The 17,909-nt window shown below is 52.6% G+C and carries 18 protein-coding genes; 14 read left to right on the forward strand and 4 right to left on the reverse strand.

Annotated elements, in window-relative coordinates:
• Positions 1-57 precede the first annotated feature (57 nt).
• The 7 genes from phoU to HP435_RS06960 all read left to right on the forward strand — a co-directional run bounded on the left by phoU (position 58) and on the right by HP435_RS06960 (position 7,059).
• Entirely contained in the window at positions 58-714 is a 657-nt protein-coding gene (gene phoU / locus HP435_RS06930) for a phosphate signaling complex protein PhoU (protein ID WP_063229184.1), read from the forward strand.
• 188 nt (positions 715-902) lie between these two features.
• The gene (locus tag HP435_RS06935) at positions 903-1,991 is read left to right on the forward strand and encodes a PRK06851 family protein (protein WP_122962919.1); all 1,089 of its coding nucleotides are present in this window, start codon (positions 903-905) and stop codon (positions 1,989-1,991) included.
• Between the two features lie 65 nt (positions 1,992-2,056).
• Positions 2,057-2,995 (forward strand): VanW family protein, encoded by a 939-nt coding sequence (locus HP435_RS06940; protein ID WP_122962920.1) that lies wholly within the window; start codon positions 2,057-2,059, stop codon positions 2,993-2,995.
• 142 nt (positions 2,996-3,137) lie between these two features.
• A complete protein-coding gene (locus HP435_RS06945; protein ID WP_122962921.1) occupies positions 3,138-3,566 on the forward strand; it encodes a MarR family winged helix-turn-helix transcriptional regulator in 429 nt (142 codons plus the stop codon).
• Between the two features lie 9 nt (positions 3,567-3,575).
• Positions 3,576-4,235, forward strand: a complete 660-nt coding sequence (locus tag HP435_RS06950) for an efflux RND transporter periplasmic adaptor subunit (RefSeq protein WP_122962922.1) — start codon at positions 3,576-3,578, stop codon at positions 4,233-4,235.
• Positions 4,236-4,241: 6 nt separating this feature from the next.
• On the forward strand, positions 4,242-5,471 hold the full coding sequence (locus HP435_RS06955) for an efflux RND transporter periplasmic adaptor subunit (protein ID WP_173598434.1): 1,230 nt from the start codon (positions 4,242-4,244) through the stop codon (positions 5,469-5,471).
• A 13-nt stretch (positions 5,472-5,484) separates the two neighbouring features.
• The gene (locus tag HP435_RS06960; protein WP_122962924.1) at positions 5,485-7,059 is read left to right on the forward strand and encodes a DHA2 family efflux MFS transporter permease subunit; all 1,575 of its coding nucleotides are present in this window, start codon (positions 5,485-5,487) and stop codon (positions 7,057-7,059) included.
• Positions 7,060-7,122: 63 nt separating this feature from the next.
• On the opposite strand, the gene HP435_RS06965 is transcribed toward HP435_RS06960, so the two are convergent.
• Together HP435_RS06965 and HP435_RS06970 are read right to left on the reverse strand one after the other, a co-directional pair.
• On the reverse strand, positions 7,123-7,263 hold the full coding sequence (locus HP435_RS06965) for a hypothetical protein (protein ID WP_167470232.1): 141 nt from the start codon (positions 7,261-7,263) through the stop codon (positions 7,123-7,125).
• Positions 7,226-8,170: a DMT family transporter gene (locus HP435_RS06970; RefSeq protein ID WP_122962925.1), complete on the reverse strand. Its 945-nt coding sequence runs from the start codon at positions 8,168-8,170 to the stop codon at positions 7,226-7,228. The genes HP435_RS06965 and HP435_RS06970 overlap by 38 nt, the downstream gene beginning before the upstream one ends.
• Positions 8,171-8,298: 128 nt before the next feature.
• On the opposite strand from HP435_RS06970, the gene HP435_RS06975 reads away from it, so the two are divergent.
• Complete coding sequence (locus HP435_RS06975; RefSeq protein ID WP_122962926.1) at positions 8,299-9,057, forward strand: N-acetylmuramoyl-L-alanine amidase family protein; 759 nt, start codon at positions 8,299-8,301, stop codon at positions 9,055-9,057.
• Here HP435_RS06975 and HP435_RS06980 read toward each other — a convergent pair.
• Positions 9,035-9,832, reverse strand: a complete 798-nt coding sequence (locus HP435_RS06980) for a divergent polysaccharide deacetylase family protein (RefSeq protein ID WP_122962927.1) — start codon at positions 9,830-9,832, stop codon at positions 9,035-9,037. The genes HP435_RS06975 and HP435_RS06980 overlap by 23 nt on opposite strands.
• 140 nt (positions 9,833-9,972) lie before the next feature.
• Here HP435_RS06980 and polA point away from each other — a divergent pair, with 140 nt between their 5' ends.
• From polA to HP435_RS07005, 5 genes are all read left to right on the forward strand, one after another.
• A complete protein-coding gene (gene polA, locus HP435_RS06985) occupies positions 9,973-12,621 on the forward strand; it encodes a DNA polymerase I (protein WP_173596100.1) in 2,649 nt (882 codons plus the stop codon).
• A 59-nt stretch (positions 12,622-12,680) separates the two neighbouring features.
• Positions 12,681-13,508 carry a DNA-formamidopyrimidine glycosylase gene (mutM, locus tag HP435_RS06990; RefSeq protein WP_173596101.1) on the forward strand — a complete coding sequence of 276 codons (828 nt, stop codon included), beginning with the start codon at positions 12,681-12,683 and terminating at the stop codon, positions 13,506-13,508.
• A gap of 21 nt (positions 13,509-13,529) precedes the next feature.
• Positions 13,530-14,138, forward strand: coding sequence for a dephospho-CoA kinase (gene coaE, locus HP435_RS06995; protein ID WP_122962930.1), 609 nt, complete (start codon positions 13,530-13,532; stop codon positions 14,136-14,138).
• The gene (locus tag HP435_RS07000) at positions 14,135-14,698 is read left to right on the forward strand and encodes a lytic transglycosylase domain-containing protein (RefSeq protein WP_122962931.1); all 564 of its coding nucleotides are present in this window, start codon (positions 14,135-14,137) and stop codon (positions 14,696-14,698) included. Before coaE ends, HP435_RS07000 begins: the two co-directional genes overlap by 4 nt.
• Before the next feature lie 193 nt (positions 14,699-14,891).
• A complete protein-coding gene (locus tag HP435_RS07005) occupies positions 14,892-15,938 on the forward strand; it encodes a glyceraldehyde-3-phosphate dehydrogenase (protein ID WP_122962932.1) in 1,047 nt (348 codons plus the stop codon).
• Between the two features lie 121 nt (positions 15,939-16,059).
• On the opposite strand, the gene HP435_RS07010 is transcribed toward HP435_RS07005, so the two are convergent.
• On the reverse strand, positions 16,060-17,190 hold the full coding sequence (locus HP435_RS07010; protein WP_122962933.1) for an HD-GYP domain-containing protein: 1,131 nt from the start codon (positions 17,188-17,190) through the stop codon (positions 16,060-16,062).
• A gap of 137 nt (positions 17,191-17,327) precedes the next feature.
• On the opposite strand from HP435_RS07010, the gene nrdR reads away from it, so the two are divergent.
• Positions 17,328-17,816 (forward strand): transcriptional regulator NrdR, encoded by a 489-nt coding sequence (gene nrdR, locus HP435_RS07015; protein WP_122962934.1) that lies wholly within the window; start codon positions 17,328-17,330, stop codon positions 17,814-17,816.
• The last annotated feature ends 93 nt before the right edge of the window (positions 17,817-17,909 follow it).

Below are 17,909 nucleotides of genomic sequence, written 5' to 3' on the forward strand. Positions count from 1 at the left end.
GACTACAATCCCCTTGTACTATTTGTCGTGTCAGACAAATGAAGGGGGACGAGGAACATGTCGCGGCACGCTTTCGAAGAGCAGCTGGATGTACTGCATCGCAAACTCATGTCCATGGGAACATTGGTTGAGGAAGCGATTCATAAATCGATTAAAAGTTTGGTAGAACGGGATGTCCATCTGGCGGAACAAGTGATTGCGGCCGATCCGGTTATCAATGAGCTGGAGCAGGAAATACAGAGCGAATGCTTCCGCCTGATCGCCTTGCAGCAGCCTGTCGGGAGCGATCTTCGCCGCCTGGGAACCATGCTGAAGCTGGTGACTGATCTGGAGAGAATGGGCGATCATGCCGTGTCCATCTCCAAGACGACACGTCGCCTGATGGCGGAGCCATACGTCAAGCCGCTGATCGATATTCCGTTGATGGCGGATCATGTGAAAGCGATGGTGAGGGATTGCCTGAATGCCTATATCGCTCGCAACAAAGAAGCGGCAGAAGAGATCGCTGCGCGAGACGATATTGTCGATAAGCTATTCGCTACGATCTTCCGTGATCTGATCGAGGTCATGACGAAAAATGGCAATGCGATTTCCCAAGGCACGCATCTGCTCCTGGTGGCGCAATATTTGGAACGGATTGCCGATCACGTCACGAACATTTGCGAGTGGATCATCTACATGTCCACAGGCAAAATGACGGACTTGAACAAATAGGATCGAGGACGCTCAAAGCTTTTGCCAGCGGGCGCTCTGGATACGGAATAAAAGTCGCTGTGAGCCGTTCGCGCTTGCAGCGGCTTTTTTCCTTTTTCCTGTCGTGACAGATGCCCATTTCCTCCTCGCTGCATACAATACATCGATCCGATCCATTTTCGATCAGTGAGTGACTGGAGGGAATGTGCATGGCTAAAAAAGTGCGTCACATATACGCTGCGGGCAACACGGCGCGAGGATACAAAACATTTTACGACTCGGTCTTGCAAGGCATGGAGCGCGTATACATCCTGTCAGGAGTGGTGGAGGGGGTTACATCGCCGCTCATCGAGACGATTGGCAAGGAGATGTCTCGCAAGACCGATCAGGTGGAGTGGATTCATTCACCGTTCGTGAACGGGCAGTACGATGGTGTTGTCTTTCACGAATGGCGGGTAGCGATTATGGACGGCAGCTATCCCCGCATCTGGAGACCGGCTGCGCCCGGCGTTACCGAGATTCACGTCAACTTGCAGTCGGCGCTCGATACCGATCAGCTGGCTTTGTACAAAAGGCATATCGCGGCGTGGTACGAAGAGATTTTCCAAAAGAGCGAAGAAGCTTATCAGGCATTCGGGGAGGCGCTGCGCATCCACGATGAATGGGAAGCCCCCTACATCGAGAACCTGAACCGGGAGGCAGCCAATCTCGTCACGCAAGAGGTCGTGGAGCTGTTTTTCGGAGAGGAAAAGCAGAACAAGCGGGCGCAGGTGCGCAGAATGTACCTTGGCGCCGCCACTCCGAACGGTCCGGTGGATCACATCATGAAGCTGACCGATTCGCTGCAGAAGCGCTATTTCATCAAAGGCCGACCGGGATCAGGCAAGTCGACCATGCTGAAAAAGCTGGTGACAGAGGCGGAGAATCGCGGCTTCGATGTGGAGGTATACCACTGCGGACTTGACCCGCACAGCCTGGACATGGTGATCGTGCCGGAGAAAAGCGTGGCGATTTTTGACAGCACGGCTCCACACGAATACTTCCCCAGCAAAGAAACAGATGAAGTGATCGACATGTACGCACGGGCGATCGACCCTGACACCGACGAGCTGTATCACGATGAGCTGGCTGAGATCAAGTCGCGCTACACGCAAAAAATCAAGGAAGCGACAGCATCGCTTTTGGCTGCCAAGGAACTGCGCGATCAGCTGAACAATGTGTACGCCGAACTGGCAGATGAGTCCAGGCTCAAAGCGGTTGCCCAAGCGATCATGAGCAGGCTGGCGCGGATGGGATAAACCAATATCGACCCGAATGAAACCTGTTCGGCTGCTCATACTACAAGAAGGAGGTGAGCGGCCGGATGGGTTTTGCTTTGACGCTGGCTTTGCTGTTGCTAGCCAATCCCCTCGATCCGACCAACTTTTTGCACATCGAGTTGGGAGAGAAAACAGTAGCCATCCTGGACCGAGCGGATTATACCTTGCCTGTTGACGGTGTCCCAGTGGCAGATGACTACCGTTTGCAAAAAGTAATAGACGATGTCGCCAAACAGGCGTATGTAGAGCCGATCAATGCGACGATTAATGCGCAAGGGTCCATCGTTGCCGAGAAAAAAGGGCGCAAGCTGGATGAAGCTGCTTTTTTGCAGCAGTTTTACCAGTATTACTACGGCGAGGGCGCTTCGACTCTACAAGTTTCCTTCCAGGAAGTCCATCCAAAAGTGGACAAGGCTCTCATCAGCCAGGTCCGGAAAAAAGTGATCGGGCAGTATGCCACCTATTTCAATTCGCGGAACAAAAACCGCTCTCACAACATCAAACTCGCTTCCCAAGCGATCAACAACTACGTCGTCTTGCCGGGAGAGATTTTTTCTTTCAATAAAGTAGTCGGCCAAAGAACGAAGGAAAAAGGGTACATGCAGGCACCGATCATCGTCAGGGGAGAGCTGTCGGAGGGAATTGGCGGCGGGATTTGCCAAGTATCCTCGACTTTGTTCAACGCCGTGGACAAGGCTGGATTGCATATCATGCAGCGCTATTCCCATAGCAGAAACGTCGCCTACGTCCCGCCTGGCCGGGATGCGACCGTGAGCTGGTACGGGCCGGATTTTGTGTTTCAGAACAAATACGCCTACCCGATCATGCTCAGGGCTATCGCAGGAAACGGAGCGATGTATGTGACCGTGCATTCGTTTCCCGAGATTGAATACGAGCCTCGACATGTTCCAAGCGTGCGCCAGAACACACCGGAAGAAGGGCCAGCCAGCCCGGAAACCATCACGGAACCAACACTGCCTTGAGCTTGACGGGCATGTTGGTTTTTTTATTACCTAGTTAAAATTTAATGTAAAGAAATAGTTGCCACGGAATAAAAAAAGTCGTATAGTGTTTTCTGTGATAAAAATTTCGTGTCCGAAATATTAGTTAGGAAAGGAGTGCATCATGAACAAGCCGTTGCATATACGGGACTTGCTGAAGCGTCTGAACAAGACCTTCGCGACGATGGCTACCAAGGAACTGAGCAAATACGGTTTGACCGTTCCCCAATTGATGATCATTCGGCAAATTCATTGCGAGCCCAAAACGATCGGCCAGTTGAGCAAAGCTGTCGATTTGTCGTACAGCACCGTTTCCGGCATCATTGACCGACTGGAAAGGGAGCAGCTGGTCGAGCGAGTGCGTGATGAGAAGGACCGCCGAGTTGTCTGGATTCAGAAAACGGAGAAGATTACCGAACTGTTTGCCAAGGTTGACTTTTTCTCGGAAGAATTTTACAAGCGGATTTTCCACGGTTTTTCGGATGAAGACCTAGATGGCATTATTTATTCGATGGAAACGTTGATTACGAAACTAGAAGAGAGAGAAAGTTGAGGAGAAATCATGAAGCGAAAACTGGTTTTGTATGTCATTTTGCTCCTGTTTGTCGCAGGGGGCGGGGGCATCGGTTACTACTACTGGTATCAAGGTGAACACTACGTTACGACGCAGGATGCCAGAGTCGCAGGGGATATTTATCGGGTTATGCCTAAAATGACAGGCAAGCTGACCGGACTCGCTGTAAAAGAAGGCGACGCGGTTGTAGCAGATCAAATTGTCGGACAGCAAGATACGAGCAACCTCGCGACTACTTCGCTGGAAAACAGCGTCCTGCGTTCTCCGATTACAGGAACCGTGATCAAAACGCAGGCGAAGGAAGGCGAAATTGTTTCCACAGGGCAATCCGTTGCGCTGGTGATTGACGAGAGCAAGCTGTACATCTCCGCAAACCTGGAAGAAACCGAGATCGAGCGGCTGAAGCTGGGCCAAAAGGTAGAATTTTCGCTGGATGCCTATCCGGGCAAAAAACTGACTGGTCATCTGATGGAGATCGGAAAAGCGACCAACTCCACGTTTTCCTTGATGCCAGCCGTCAACACAAGCGGGAACTTCACCAAAGTCACCCAGCGTATTCCGATTAAAATTGCCATTGATGACACAGCAGGTCTTCATTTGGCTGCCGGTTTGAACGCCGAGATCAAAGTGCAAGTGAAGGAGATGTAATCTGGCATGAAAAAAACAGCTCAATGGAAGTCCATCGCCGCTGTCATGATGGCGATTTCGCTCATTACAGCAGGCTGTAGCGATACATCCTCCGCGTCTTCCGGAGGCGAAAGCATTCCGGTTGTGAAGACATGGAAGGTGACCCCTTCCCAGACAGGAGTCATTGCGAACGGTAAAATCGCCGCTTCGGATGAAATTCAGGTCGTGTCCAAAGTGTCCGGCAAAGCGGCGAGCGTCAACGTAAAAGAAGGCTCTGTCGTCAAGCAAGGCGATGTATTGGTTACGCTGGAGGCGGCAGACTATCAGCAACAAATTAATCAGGCGCAGGCGGCTATTGCCGGAGCAAGCGCCAAGCTGCGCGATACAAAAGCAGGCGCCCGCAACGAGCAGCTCACACAGTTGTCGAGCATCGTGACGCAAGCGCAAGCCGGCTTGAAGGTGGCAGAGAGCAACTACAATCGCATGAAAGCTTTGTTCGATGCAGGGGCGCTGTCACAGGCTGAACTGGAAAGAGTCTCGCTCGATCTGGAAAAGGCGAGAACAGGACTGGAGCAGGCGCAAGCGCAGTACGATCTGGCAAAAGCAGGTCCGACCGCTGACACGGTTGCCGCGCTTCAAGCAGAGGTAAGCCGTCTCAATTCCAGCTTGGAGCTGGCAAAAAGCAGCTATGACAACACGATCATTCGCGCGCCAATCAGCGGCATCGTCGCGAAGCGTTCCATCGATCCGGGTGAAATGGCTGGAGCAGGCACGCCATTGCTCGTCCTCGTCAACATGGCTGACGTGAAAGTAGAGGCAAGCGTACCGCAAGATCAGATCAACAGCGTCAAAGTTGGCTCTGAAGTTGACGTAAAAGTCGGCAGCCTGGGCGGAAAAGTGTTGAAAGGTACAGTAGAGTTCGTCTCCCCGGTTTCTGACCCTAACAGCAGCTCGTTCCCGATCAAGGTTAAGGTGAGCAATCAAGAAGGACTGCTGCGCGCCGGGATGGTAGCTGAAGTGGCCCTGCAAGGTCAGGCGACCCAAGGAATGAAAATACCGACGACAGCTGTTCTTGCCAAAGAAAACAAGCATTACATCTACACCGTGGACAACGACGTCGTTCACCAGGTGGAAGTTTCTGTAGACAACGCAAGCGGTGACTGGACAACTGTGACCCAAGGTGTGAAAGACAACGATCAGATTGTTTTGAACCCGACAGACAAACTGTCCGAGGGCACCAAGGTGATCGCAAACTAACGGGGGTGATGACATGGCGGAAGCGGTGGCACAGCGGGAGGAAAAGAGCGGCAACGGCAGCATGTGGCTGTCATTGATCGCGATTCTCTCGGGAACCTTCGTTGCGATTTTGAATAACAGTTTGATCAACGTTGCCCTGCCCACCATGGTCAGTATTTTTGGCTCCACGACAGAGACCATGCAATGGGTTTTGACAGGATACATGCTGGCAAACGCCGTCATGATTCCGATGAGCGGTTCGCTGTCAGCCAAATTCGGGGCAAAGAAAATATTCGTCCTGTCATTGTCTGCCTTTACGATCTCATCCGTCCTTTGTGCGCTCGCCTGGAGCGATTCTTCCTTGATTGCGTTTCGCGTCGTGCAAGGGGTGAGTGGCGGGATGATCATGCCGATCGGGATGTCGATGATCTACATGATCGTTCCCCGGGAAAAGATCGGGATGGCTCTGGGGATTTTCGGGATTGCTTCGATGACGGCGCCTGCATTGGGCCCGACTCTTGGCGGTTACCTCATTGAGTTTTTGAGCTGGCAGTTTCTGTTTTTGGTCGGTGTTCCTTTCGGGATTTTTGCGGTAATCATGAGTATGGTTTTGCTCAAGGAAACACCGAAAAAACCGGAGTTGAAGTTCGACTTTCTCGGCGCTTTTCTGGCGATTGTCGGCTTTGGTGCCCTTCTGCTCGCGTTCAGTAAAGGACAAGCGGAAGGATGGACGTCCTTTTTTATTGTCAGTCTGTTCTTCGTTGCCATCACGAGCCTTGCGCTGTTCGTCTGGGTGGAACTTGGAAAAGAACAGCCGCTGCTTGACTTGCGCTTGCTGAAAATTCCTGTCTTTTCCATCAGTATTCTGACGTCCGGTTTTGTCATGATGGGGATGATGGGCGGGATCTTCCTGATGCCGATCTTCCTGCAAAACATTCAGGGGATGACGGCCATGGAGTCAGGGATATTGCTGATGCCGCAGTCGATTGCGATGGCAGTCATGATGCCGATCAGCGGCAAGCTGATGGATAAATACGGCATCGGACCAATCGGACTGGTCGGGCTGACGATCATGACCATCACGACTTATGAGCTGCACAATCTTGCGGCAGACAGCATGCATTCCTGGATGGACATGATTTTGACCATCCGCGGTGTGGGTATTGGCCTGTGCATGATGACGCTGTCGACGGTCGGGATGAACGCGGTGCCGCGGACGAGTGTCGGGGATGCTTCTCCGCTCTCGAACGTGCTGCGCCAGGTCATGAGCTCGTTCGCGATTGCGATTTTGACCGTGATCATGCAGGCGCGGCAAACGTTCCACATGTCTTCCATTGCCGACAACCTGAACTCGGATATGGCTACGCAGTTTATCGGCGGAATTTCCGGCTTGTACGTTCAGGCAGGGGTAGATACAGCGAGCGCAACAGGCGGAGCGAGCACGATCCTGTACGGGATGATGGCAAAAGAAGCGCTGGTGCAAGGGATCGGAGACACGTTCCTCGTCTCTGTCATCCCGATTGCCTTGTCGATCCCACTCTTGTACTTTTTGCATAAAAAACCGAAGAAAGCTCCGCAGGCGCCCGAGCAACAAAAGGCGGCTGCCTAAGAAGAAAGGGTCACTCCTGCAAGCCTTGTGTCAGGCTGCGGGGGTGACCCTCTTTTCATCCAGTCAGGAAGTAACCTTCCACAACCAGTACACGATCCTTCCGACGATGTAGCCCAAAAGAATCGTCCAGCCGATCTTGGCCCAGACGTTCAGTCCTTTGACAAATTCACGCAAGCTTTTTCGGTGTTGGGGGTGCTTGTTCACCTTGGGACACTCCTTTAGCTGGTTGGTTATAGCGAATGAACAAATAAATACCTGCGATGATGACAAGGCCGCCTACCCATTGCGGCACCGTAACGATCTCTCCCAAAATAAAGTAAGCCAGGATGGCCGTCCCGATCGGTTCTCCCAAAATTCCCATCGAAATCGTGGTCGTACTCAGCCACTTGATCACCCAGTTGAAGATCGAGTGCCCAAGCAAAGTCGGGAACAGGGCGAGGCAGAAAAACCAACCCCAGTCTTGCGCGGGATAGCCGACCAGCGGATAGCCCAGTGCGAGATCGTACGCCACGAGAATCACGCTCGTCGCAGAGTAGACGACGAGTGTATAGGAGAACGAAGACATGTGCTGGCGGACGTATTGGCCGACCAGCCAGTAGCCTGTAACGGTCACCGCTCCGAGCAAGGCGAGGGCATCGCCAAAAAGAGCCATTCCCCCGACCTGAAAATCACCCCAGCCGATGACGAAGCTGCCCACGATCGCGAGCAGTCCGCCAGAGAGCGCGAGCAGCCGCACGCGTTCCCCGAAGAAAAAGTAACCGCCGATAAAGGCGAACAAGGGCTGCAACGTTACGAGAACCGTAGAACTGGCTACAGATGTGTAGTTCAACGATTCGAACCACAACAGAAAGTGGCTGGCCAAAAATGCGCCAGACAATAGACAGAGTAGCCACACTTTTTTGCTCATTTTTCCGATCTCGGCGATGGCACCGCGATTCCAGAGCAAAAAAGGAAGCGTGAGCACGACAGAAAAAATCAGCCGATACGTGGCGATGATCGGTGCAGGTGCACTGGACAGTTTGACGAAAATCGCGGACGAAGAAATCGCAATCACCCCGATCAACAGCGCGAGATACGGGGGAAAAGGCGGTTTTTCCAATGAATGATTCATGAGTACACCTTCTTATGTCTGCTAAAAGTCACGATGTTCTCTATTGTAACGTCCGCCTGAAAAATTCACAATGTTATGCTTACCCAGTTGCCTGAAAGGTTTTTTTTCAATCAGGCAATCCTACAAGCATGAGATATCTACCTTTCTTTTTCCGTGTTGCTGTCCTGCTGTTCCTGTTCGTCGTCGTCAGTTTTCCGGCCCGGACAGAAGCGATCCCGCTGACTCCCATCCACATTTTGATTGACGTCGGTCACGGAGGGATTGATTCCGGCACGTCGTATGGCGACCTTTACGAAAAGGACATCAATCTGCAAATCGCCAAGCGCTTGTATGAGCAATTGACCAAAGCGGGGTACAGCGTCGCGCTCAATCGGTACGAGGATATCGCGCTGAGCGACGACAACCGCTGGCTGGGGAATCGCTCCCGGCACATTCGCGACCTGGCCCAGCGCAAAAACTTGGCGAAAGAAATGGTGCCGCAAATGATGTTGAGCCTGCACGTCAACTGGTCAAAAGATGCGCGCCGCCGCGGCCCTGTCGTGCTCTACCAGAGCAACGAGCAGAGCTACATGCTGGCGGATCTTTTGCAAAGCTCCCTCAACCGTCTGGCGAACACCAATGACAAACCAGTCAAAGGCAAAACGTACTACGTACTTCGCCACCAATACTGTCCGTCCGTCATTGTGGAAATGGGATTTATCAGCAACGCTTCTGACCGACATATGCTTACCCATCCCCAGTCACAAGAAAAAATCGCCCAGGCGATCAGCGATGCCGTGAGCGAGTACGTGACCTTGACGGGAAATTTGAAAATGGAGGCGTCCACAGAAGAAAGCTGGTGGCAAGAGCCATTGATTGAGCAAATCAATGGCCGGATTGTTGAATAAGCTTCGAGATAGTTACAAATTCGGCCTCCTTCTGAATCCGCGGGATGTACTGGCGCAGAACGGAGGCTGTTTTCTTGCCAGGAGGGCCGACATGCCCGATCGCGATGCAAACCGGGTGGTTATCGATCAGCTTGCATATTTTCTCCATTTGTTTGGTGATGTGCGGCACGGTGTACTGGTCGTCGAGAAAAATCCGGTTTTCTGCATGGGGAACCCCCATTTCAGCCGCGACCTTGCCTGCGACGCTCTTGTCGGTTGTTTTGCTGTCCAGGTAAACCAGACCGCGCTCTTTGATGACGCTCATCACGATGCGCATGATTCGCTCGTCCGCCGTCACTTTTGAGCCCATATGGTTGTTCATCCCGATCGCGTGCGGCACGTCATCAATCGCCTTTTCCACGCGCTTGCGGATTTCTTCATCGGACAAATCCGTGGTGAGCGCCCCGGGGCCGAGCCAGGAGCGTTTGCCTTTTACCGGCTCCATCGGCATATGGACGAATACGTCGTGCCCTTTTTGGTGGGCAAGCTCGGCGTCCTGCTTCGTACTGGGCATAAACGGCATGACCGCAACTGTCAGCGGTACGGGCATGTTCAGCATTTCTTCTGTTCCCGCCATGTTGTTGCCAAAATCATCGATAACAAAAGCAATCAGGTGCTTTGGCTTCGGCTTTGGCTGTTCGGGCGAAGGCGTATCATTTGCCGTTGTCGCCGTGGAAAAGGCAAAACACGAGAGCAGAAGCGCTACAATCAACGGGATTTTTTTGAGCAGTTGCATGCAATCGCCTTCCTTGTCATTTTTTTCATAGTCTGTTCAACCATGCCCGTGTTTACCCGCGACATCTGCGGCTTGGCTTATGCAATCGCCCTATGTTACGATAAAAGATAGTAGTTTCGCCACGAGAGGGGTCGGATTCCTTGAGTCATTTTGTGTTGATTGATGGAAACAGTGTTGCTAACCGGGCGTTTTACGCGCTCCCTTTGTTGTCCACGTCAGCTGGACTGCATACGAACGCAGTGCTCGGTTTTACCACCATGCTGCTGAAAGTGCTGGAAGAAATGAAGCCAACGCATATCATGGTTGCTTTTGACGCCGGAAAAGTTGTGTTTCGCCACAGCGAATACGCAGAGTACAAGGGTGGACGCAGCAAGACACCACCTGAGCTGTCCGAGCAGTTTCCGCTGATTCGCGAGCTTCTGGACGCCTTTTCCATCAAGCGATTTGAGCTGGAGGGCTACGAGGCCGACGACATTATCGGTACGCTGACCAAGCATGCGGACGAGCAGTCTTGGAAAACGACCGTCATTACCGGGGACAAAGACATGCTCCAGCTCGTGTCCGATCACATATCGGTCGCGCTGACTCGCAAAGGCGTCAGTGAAATCGAGCTGTACACCCCGCAGGAAATTCAGGAAAAATACGGCCTTGCGCCGCTGCAAATCATTGATCTGAAAGGCTTGATGGGCGATTCGTCCGACAACATTCCGGGTGTTCCCGGCGTCGGCGAGAAAACAGCCCTGAAGCTGTTGCACGAATACGGCTCTGTCGAGAAGGTGCTGGAAAACATCGATCGCATCTCCGGCAAAAAGCTGCAAGAAAACTTGCGCGAGAACGTGGACAAGGCCAACATGAGCAAGGCGTTGGCGACGATTTTGCGCGAAGCTCCGGTCGAATTGCAAGTCGAAGAGACAGCGTACGCCGGCTATGACGGAGCGCTCGTCAGCGACTTCTTTAAAAAGATGGAATTTAAGTCGCTGCTCTCCAAAATCAAGGTGGCACAGCCAGGAGAAGGCAGCGAGCAAGCAGAGGCGAAGCCGTTCCACTTCGAAGTGGTCACGGAGGAAAATGCCGACAAGCATGCAGACAAGCTGACCTCGCCAATGGCGCTGTACATCGAAATGGATGGGGAGAACTACCACCATGCGCCGATTCTTGGCTTCGGTCTGGCGTCAGAAGAGAACGTCCTGTTCGTACCGTGGGACGTGGCACGCGAATGGAAGGCATTCTGTACGTGGCTGGCTGACCCGGCGCAGGAAAAGTGGGCGTTTGACGGCAAGCGCGACACGGTCGGCCTAGCCTGGCATGAGCTGGAGGCGAAAGGGATCAGCTTTGACGTGTACCTCGCGTCTTATTTGCTCAACGCTGCGGAGAGCAACCCTACGCTTGACAGCATCGCTTCGCAATATGCCCACGTACGCGTACTGTCCGACGAAGAGGTATATGGAAAAGGAGCCAAACGGCTTGTTCCAGAGATGGATGTGCTCAGTGAGCATGTAGCGCACAAGGCCGCCGCGATTTGGCAAAGCGTTCCCGTCCTGCGCGAGCAGCTGGTGGAAAATGAAATGGTGGAGCTGCTCCGCGATCTGGAAGCGCCGCTCAGCATGGTGTTGGCGCAAATGGAGAAGCAGGGCATCAAGGTCAACAGCGAGCGCCTGGCACAGATGGGGGAAGAGCTGGACAGAAAGCTGGCTGATTTGACCACCCAGATTTACGACCTGGCTGGCGGTTCGTTCAACATCAACTCGCCGAAGCAATTGGGTGAAATTTTGTTCGACAAGCTGTCTTTGCCTGTGATCAAAAAAACGAAAACAGGTCCGTCGACCAGCGCAGACGTGTTGGAGAAGCTGGCACCGTATCACCCGATTATCGACGCGATCCTAAACTTCCGCCAGCTCGGGAAGCTTCGCTCTACGTACATTGAAGGCTTGATTAAAGAAATTCATACGAAGACGAGCAAGGTGCACACGTTGTACAATCAGGCCACTACCGCCACAGGACGTTTGTCGAGTACGGAGCCGAACCTGCAAAACATCCCGATCCGCATGGAGGAAGGCCGCAAAATCCGCGAAGCGTTCATCCCGTCCGAGGAGGACTGGTACATGCTGGCGGCGGACTACTCGCAGATCGAGCTGCGGATTCTCGCCCATATTTCCGGCGACGCCAATCTGATCGACGCGTTCCAAAAAGGGATGGACATTCATACGCGGACAGCGATGGACGTGTTCGGAGTGAGCGAAGACGAAGTGACTTCGCTGATGCGCCGTCAGGCCAAAGCGGTCAACTTCGGCATCGTCTACGGGATCAGCGACTACGGATTGTCGCAAAACTTGAACATCACCCGCAAGGAAGCGGCCGATTTTATCGAGCGTTACTTCGCCGTTTTCTCCGGCGTGAAACATTGGATGGAAGAGATCGTTCAGCAGGCCAAGCAGGATGGCTACGTGACCACTCTGCTGCACCGCCGCCGTTATTTGCCGGACATTCGCAGCAGCAACTTCAATCTGCGTTCCTTTGCAGAGCGCACAGCGATGAACACGCCGATTCAAGGGACAGCGGCGGATGTCATCAAGCTGGCGATGATTCGCATGCAAGAGAGTCTGGTGGAAAAAGGGCTGTCCAGCCGCATGCTTTTGCAGGTGCACGATGAGCTTGTGTTTGAAGTGCCAAAAGACGAGCTTGAGATCATGCGCAAGCTCGTGCCGGAAGTCATGGAAGGGGCGCTTGCGCTCGATGTTCCGCTCAAAGTGGACGTGAGTGACGGACGCAGCTGGTACGAAGCGAAGTAAGCAGGCGTGTCGCCGTAAACAATAGAAGAAGCAAAGAGACAGCGAGAGGAGGAGGCACCATGCCGGAGTTGCCAGAGGTAGAAACCGTTGTGCGCACACTGCGCAGTTTGGTGCTGGGAAAAACGATTGAGCGGGTCAGTGTCCATCTGCCCCGAATCATTCGCCAGCCGGATGATATCGAACAATTCAAGGCCCAATTGGCGGGACAAACGATTCAGGACATCTCGCGCCGGGCCAAGTTCATTCAATTTTTCATGGATCAGGATGTGCTGATCTCCCATCTGCGGATGGAAGGAAGGTACGGATTGTACCAGTCGGAAGAGCCGATGGAAAAGCACACGCATGTCGTGTTCCATTTTACAGATCAGTCGGAGCTGCGTTATCGCGACGTGCGCCAGTTCGGGACGATGGATCTTTTTCCAAAAGGAATGGAAACAGCGACCGGGCCGTTGGCAAAACTGGGAGTAGAGCCGCTTGAAGAGAGCTTTACTCCCGATGTTCTCGCCAAGCTTTTGGCAGGGCGGTCAACAAAAATCAAACCGCTCCTTCTGAACCAGGAATGTATTGTCGGGCTGGGGAATATTTATGTGGACGAGTCGCTGTTTAAGGCAGGAATCCACCCGGAGAAGCCGGCAGGAGAATTGACGCGCGAAGAGGTCGAACGACTGCACGAGAGCATCGTCGCTACTTTGTCCGAGGCTGTCGAGCAAGGAGGCAGCTCCATCAAGTCCTACGTGAACGGCCAGGGCGAGATGGGCATGTTCCAGCAATCGCTTACGGTGTATGGACGGAAAAACGAGGCTTGCGTCCGCTGCGGAGCCGAGATCGTCCGCTTTGTCGTGGGTGGCAGAGGAACCCATATTTGTCCGGTGTGCCAGAAGAAGTAACATTTTTGCCGAGGGAGGAGGATGGATATGATTTTAGGATTGACAGGCGGGATCGCCACTGGCAAGAGCACAGTCACAGGGATGCTCAGAGAACGCGGGATTCCCGTGATCGATGCGGATCAGATTGCCAGAGAAGTCGTAGAGCCGGGGAAACCAGCCTATGAAGCGATTGTGCGTCATTTTGGAAGAGACATTTTGCTGGAAGACGGTCAGATTGATCGAAAAGGGCTGGGAGAAATCGTGTTCTCAGACGAATCCGAGCGACAAAAGCTGAATGCCATCGTCCATCCTGAGGTACGGAGAGTCATGCGGGAGGAAGCGGAAGCAGCAGAGGCCAACGGGGCTGACATCGTGTTTATGGACATCCCGCTGTTGTTCGAGAGCAAGCTGCAACACATGGTCGAGAAAATCGTCGTGGTCTACGCGCCAGGCGATATGCAGCTCGCCCGCATGATGGAACGGGACGAGTTGGAAGAAGAACAGGCGCAAAAACGGTTGCGAGCGCAATTTCCGATTGACCAGAAGAAGCTGGAAGCCGACTTTTTGATCGACAACTCCTTTTCACGCGAAGAGACAGAGCGACAAGTGGAAGCCCTTCTCGCCGAGATTCGGGCGGAGCTGCGATCATGAAATCAGGCAAACGCGCAGCATTCATCCTGCTCGTCTTGATGAGCGTTTTTTTGCTGCAAGGCACGCCTATGGTTTGGAAGTGGATGTACCCGATCAAGTATCAGCAGGAAATTTTGACAGCAGCGATCAAATACAATGTGGACCCTTATCTCGTGTTGGCCGTCATCCGTTCGGAGAGTGGCTTCAAGACGGATCGCGTCTCGAAAAAGGGCGCAGTTGGCTTGATGCAAATCATGCCCGACACCGCTGAATGGATCGTCACTCAGGCCAAATTTCAACCGAAAGACGAGCAATACTTGTACGATCCGGTCATGAACATCGAGATCGGAACATGGTATTTGAACTTTTTGCTCAATCGGTATGAGGGCGATCTGATCAAGGTCGTCGCCGCCTACAACGCCGGCCCGGGAAAAGTGAACGGCTGGCTGACGACCGAGCAGTGGAGCGGGCACCGCGAGACGATTGAAGACATTCCGTTCGGGGAGACGCGCCAGTACGTGCAGCGAGTCCTCTATTATCATGACCGTTACAAGCGCATATATGACTTCCAATTGAGGTAAAAGCCGCTTCTCGTGTATGAGGGCGGCTTTTGTTCGTGTTTAGGGCAGGCTAAGAAACAAAACGGACAAAAAATAGGAGGGGAAAATCGTCCAAATATTTATTTTTCAGTAAAACACATTGATAATTGTGTTATACTTATTATAATGAAAGTAACAGATGAGCGTAACTTAATCGCGAAAGGGGTTTCTATTTATGACAATCAAAATTGGTATTAATGGTTTCGGCCGTATCGGGCGCATGGTATTCCGCCGCGCTATTCAGGACCCCAACATTGAAATCGTAGCGATCAACGCTAGCTACCCAGCGGAGACGCTTGCACATTTGCTCAAATACGATACCATTCACGGACGCCTGCAAAATAAAGTAGAAGTACAAGACAACAAAATCATCGTAGATGGCAAAGCGACAGTTGTCCTGTCTGACCGCGACCCGCTGAAACTGCCTTGGGGCGAACTGGGCGTGGAAATCGTCGTAGAAGCGACAGGCAAATTCAAAGACCGCGAAGGCGCTGGCAAGCACCTGCAAAGCGGAGCGAAAAAAGTAGTCATTACCGCTCCTGCCAAGGAAGAAGACGCAACGATTGTGATGGGTGTAAACGATACCATCTACGACCATGCGAATCACCATATCGTGTCCAACGCTTCCTGCACAACCAACTGCCTCGCTCCTGTGGCAAAAGTGCTGAATGATGCATTCGGCATCGAGCAAGGCTTGATGACAACCATTCACTCGATTACGAACGATCAGGTAAACATCGACAACCCACACAAAGACCTGCGCCGTGCCCGCGCTGCTGGCGAGTCCATCATCCCGACCACTACAGGTGCTGCCCGCGCGGTAGGCAAAGTGTTGCCTGAGCTGAACGGCAAGCTGAACGGCTTCGCGCTGCGTGTCCCAACTCCTAACGTGTCGGTTGTGGACCTGGTGATCAACACGAAAAAGCCTGTAACGGTCGAAGAAGTGAACCGCGTGCTGCGCGAAGCGAGCGAAGGCCATATGAAAGGCTACCTGGAATTTTGCGACGAGCCGCTCGTATCCAGCGACTTCAACGGAAACGACAACTCCTCGATCGTAGACGGTTTGTCCACCATGGTAATGGGAACCAACCAAGTAAAAGTGATCGCTTGGTACGACAACGAGTGGGGCTATTCCTGCCGCGTTGTTGACCTGGTTCGCCACGTATCTGAGATGCACAACCAAACAACTGTGAAAGAAGCGGCTACAGCTGGTGTAAACTAAGTTGCTGCTATGGAGAACCCTCTGTCCCGATTGAACGGGCAGAGGGTTTTTTCATGACATGAGAAGGGAAAAGAAAAAGCTTCGCCGCAAGTGGGCGAAGCCGGATATGTTTGCAAGCAAGTCACGAGGATTCGGATTCAGACAATCCACTGATGTTAAACAACTGGTCATCTTCGAACCCGATGATAAACAGCCTGATGTTCTCCTTGAGGTTGAGATCGTAAGGAGCGATGACATCGTTGCCGCGGCCGTCTCTCAGGATACGCACCGTTGGCCGATGCGAATAGTCCGGGTCAACACGGCTGACTACTCCTGTCTCGCCTGTATTGAGAACGACGCTGCTTCCGATCGGGAAGATGGCGATATGCTTGATAAAGGCGTTCACGAGATGGTGCTCGAACAGGTGACCGCCCGAGCCGAGCAAGTATTCGACGGCATCTTGCGGCATGTATCGTTTACGCCAAGGACGAGGCGAAGTCAATGAATCGTAAATATCGCAGATGCCCACGATTTGGGCAAATTCGTGAATCTGCTTTCCGACCAGTCCTTGAGGATATCCGCTTCCGTTCAGCCGTTCGTGGTGCTGCAAGCAGACGTGTGCGGACATCAAAGAAATGTCATGCTGCTTGCGGAGCAGATTAAATCCGAGCGTGGTATGCTGCTTGGCAATCTCTTGTTCTTCCGCGTTCCAGCGCTCTTTTTTCTGCAACAACTCTTCAGGCAAGCTGACTTTGCCGATATCATGCAGCATGGCCCCAACGCCCAGGTTCATCAGTTGTGTCCGGTTGTAGCCGATCGACATGCCGACGGCTGTCGCGAGCACGGCCACGTTGACCGAGTGATGATACAAGGACGGAGAGTGAGAAGAGATTGTCGTCAGGTGGCCGACCATTTGTTTATTTTGCATCAGGTCGTCCAGAATGGAGCTAAAAGCCCGTTGAAAATGCAACCCCATCTCTTTCAAGGAGATTTTACGGGCGAGCTTGTTTGAGTTGGTGATCTGCTTGATCGTCTTTTCGATGACTTCGACCGCGATTTGTCTAGTCTGGGGGCGAATGACTTCCTCCACCACGATGTCTTCTGTACGCGGGTCATCGATGTACACAGAGTCCACACCAGATCGCTGGAGCCCAGAAATCAAGCGCTCTGTCAATTGCATACCGACGCCAAGCAGCACTTTGCCATCTTCCGTGAAAACGGTACGGCCGAGCTTCATTCCCGGCTGGACTTGTCTTAAAGAAACTAAACGCATTGCAATCCCTCCAACAGTACCCATATTGTACTCCAAACGACTTATCATATAAATAGGTACAAGGATTGACTTGACTTCTGACTGGAATATGAGGGACACTGTAGACATGTATTGTCAATATTGGAGTTGATTCTGATATGCGTTGTCCATTTTGTGAATACAACGGGACTAAAGTCCTGGATTCGCGTCCGTTTAATCATAATAAATCGATCCGTCGCCGCCGTGAGTGCGAATCGTGCGAGCGTCGCTTTACTACATTTGAAATGGTCGAGGAGACCCCGCTGTTGATTGTGAAAAAGGATGGCACCCGCGAAGAGTTCAGCCGTGAAAAGGTGCTGCGCGGATTGGTGCGCGCCTGCGAGAAGCGGCCCGTTCCTTTGGAAGTCCTGGAAAATGTGGTAAACGACATCGAAAAAGAATTGCGCAGTTGCGGCCAGGCCGAGATCCCGAGCAACGACGTCGGGGAAAAGGTCATGGAACGTTTGTACCACGTAGATGAAGTCGCTTACGTCCGTTTCGCGTCCGTTTACCGCCAATTCAAAGATATCAATGTATTCATGAAAGAGCTGGAGGAGCTTCTGACGCAGGCGAGGGGCAGCCAGCCATCATCCCCAAAAGAATCATAGAGAAAGGCGGACGCGTCCGCTCCTATAGATTTCTCCTCACGCTCTTGCGAAAAAACGCCAGGGCTTCTTTGCTTTCCAGTTATTTTTCTACGC

It is taken from the genome of Brevibacillus sp. HD3.3A (assembly GCF_013284375.2).
Lineage (GTDB): Bacteria > Bacillota > Bacilli > Brevibacillales > Brevibacillaceae > Brevibacillus > Brevibacillus parabrevis.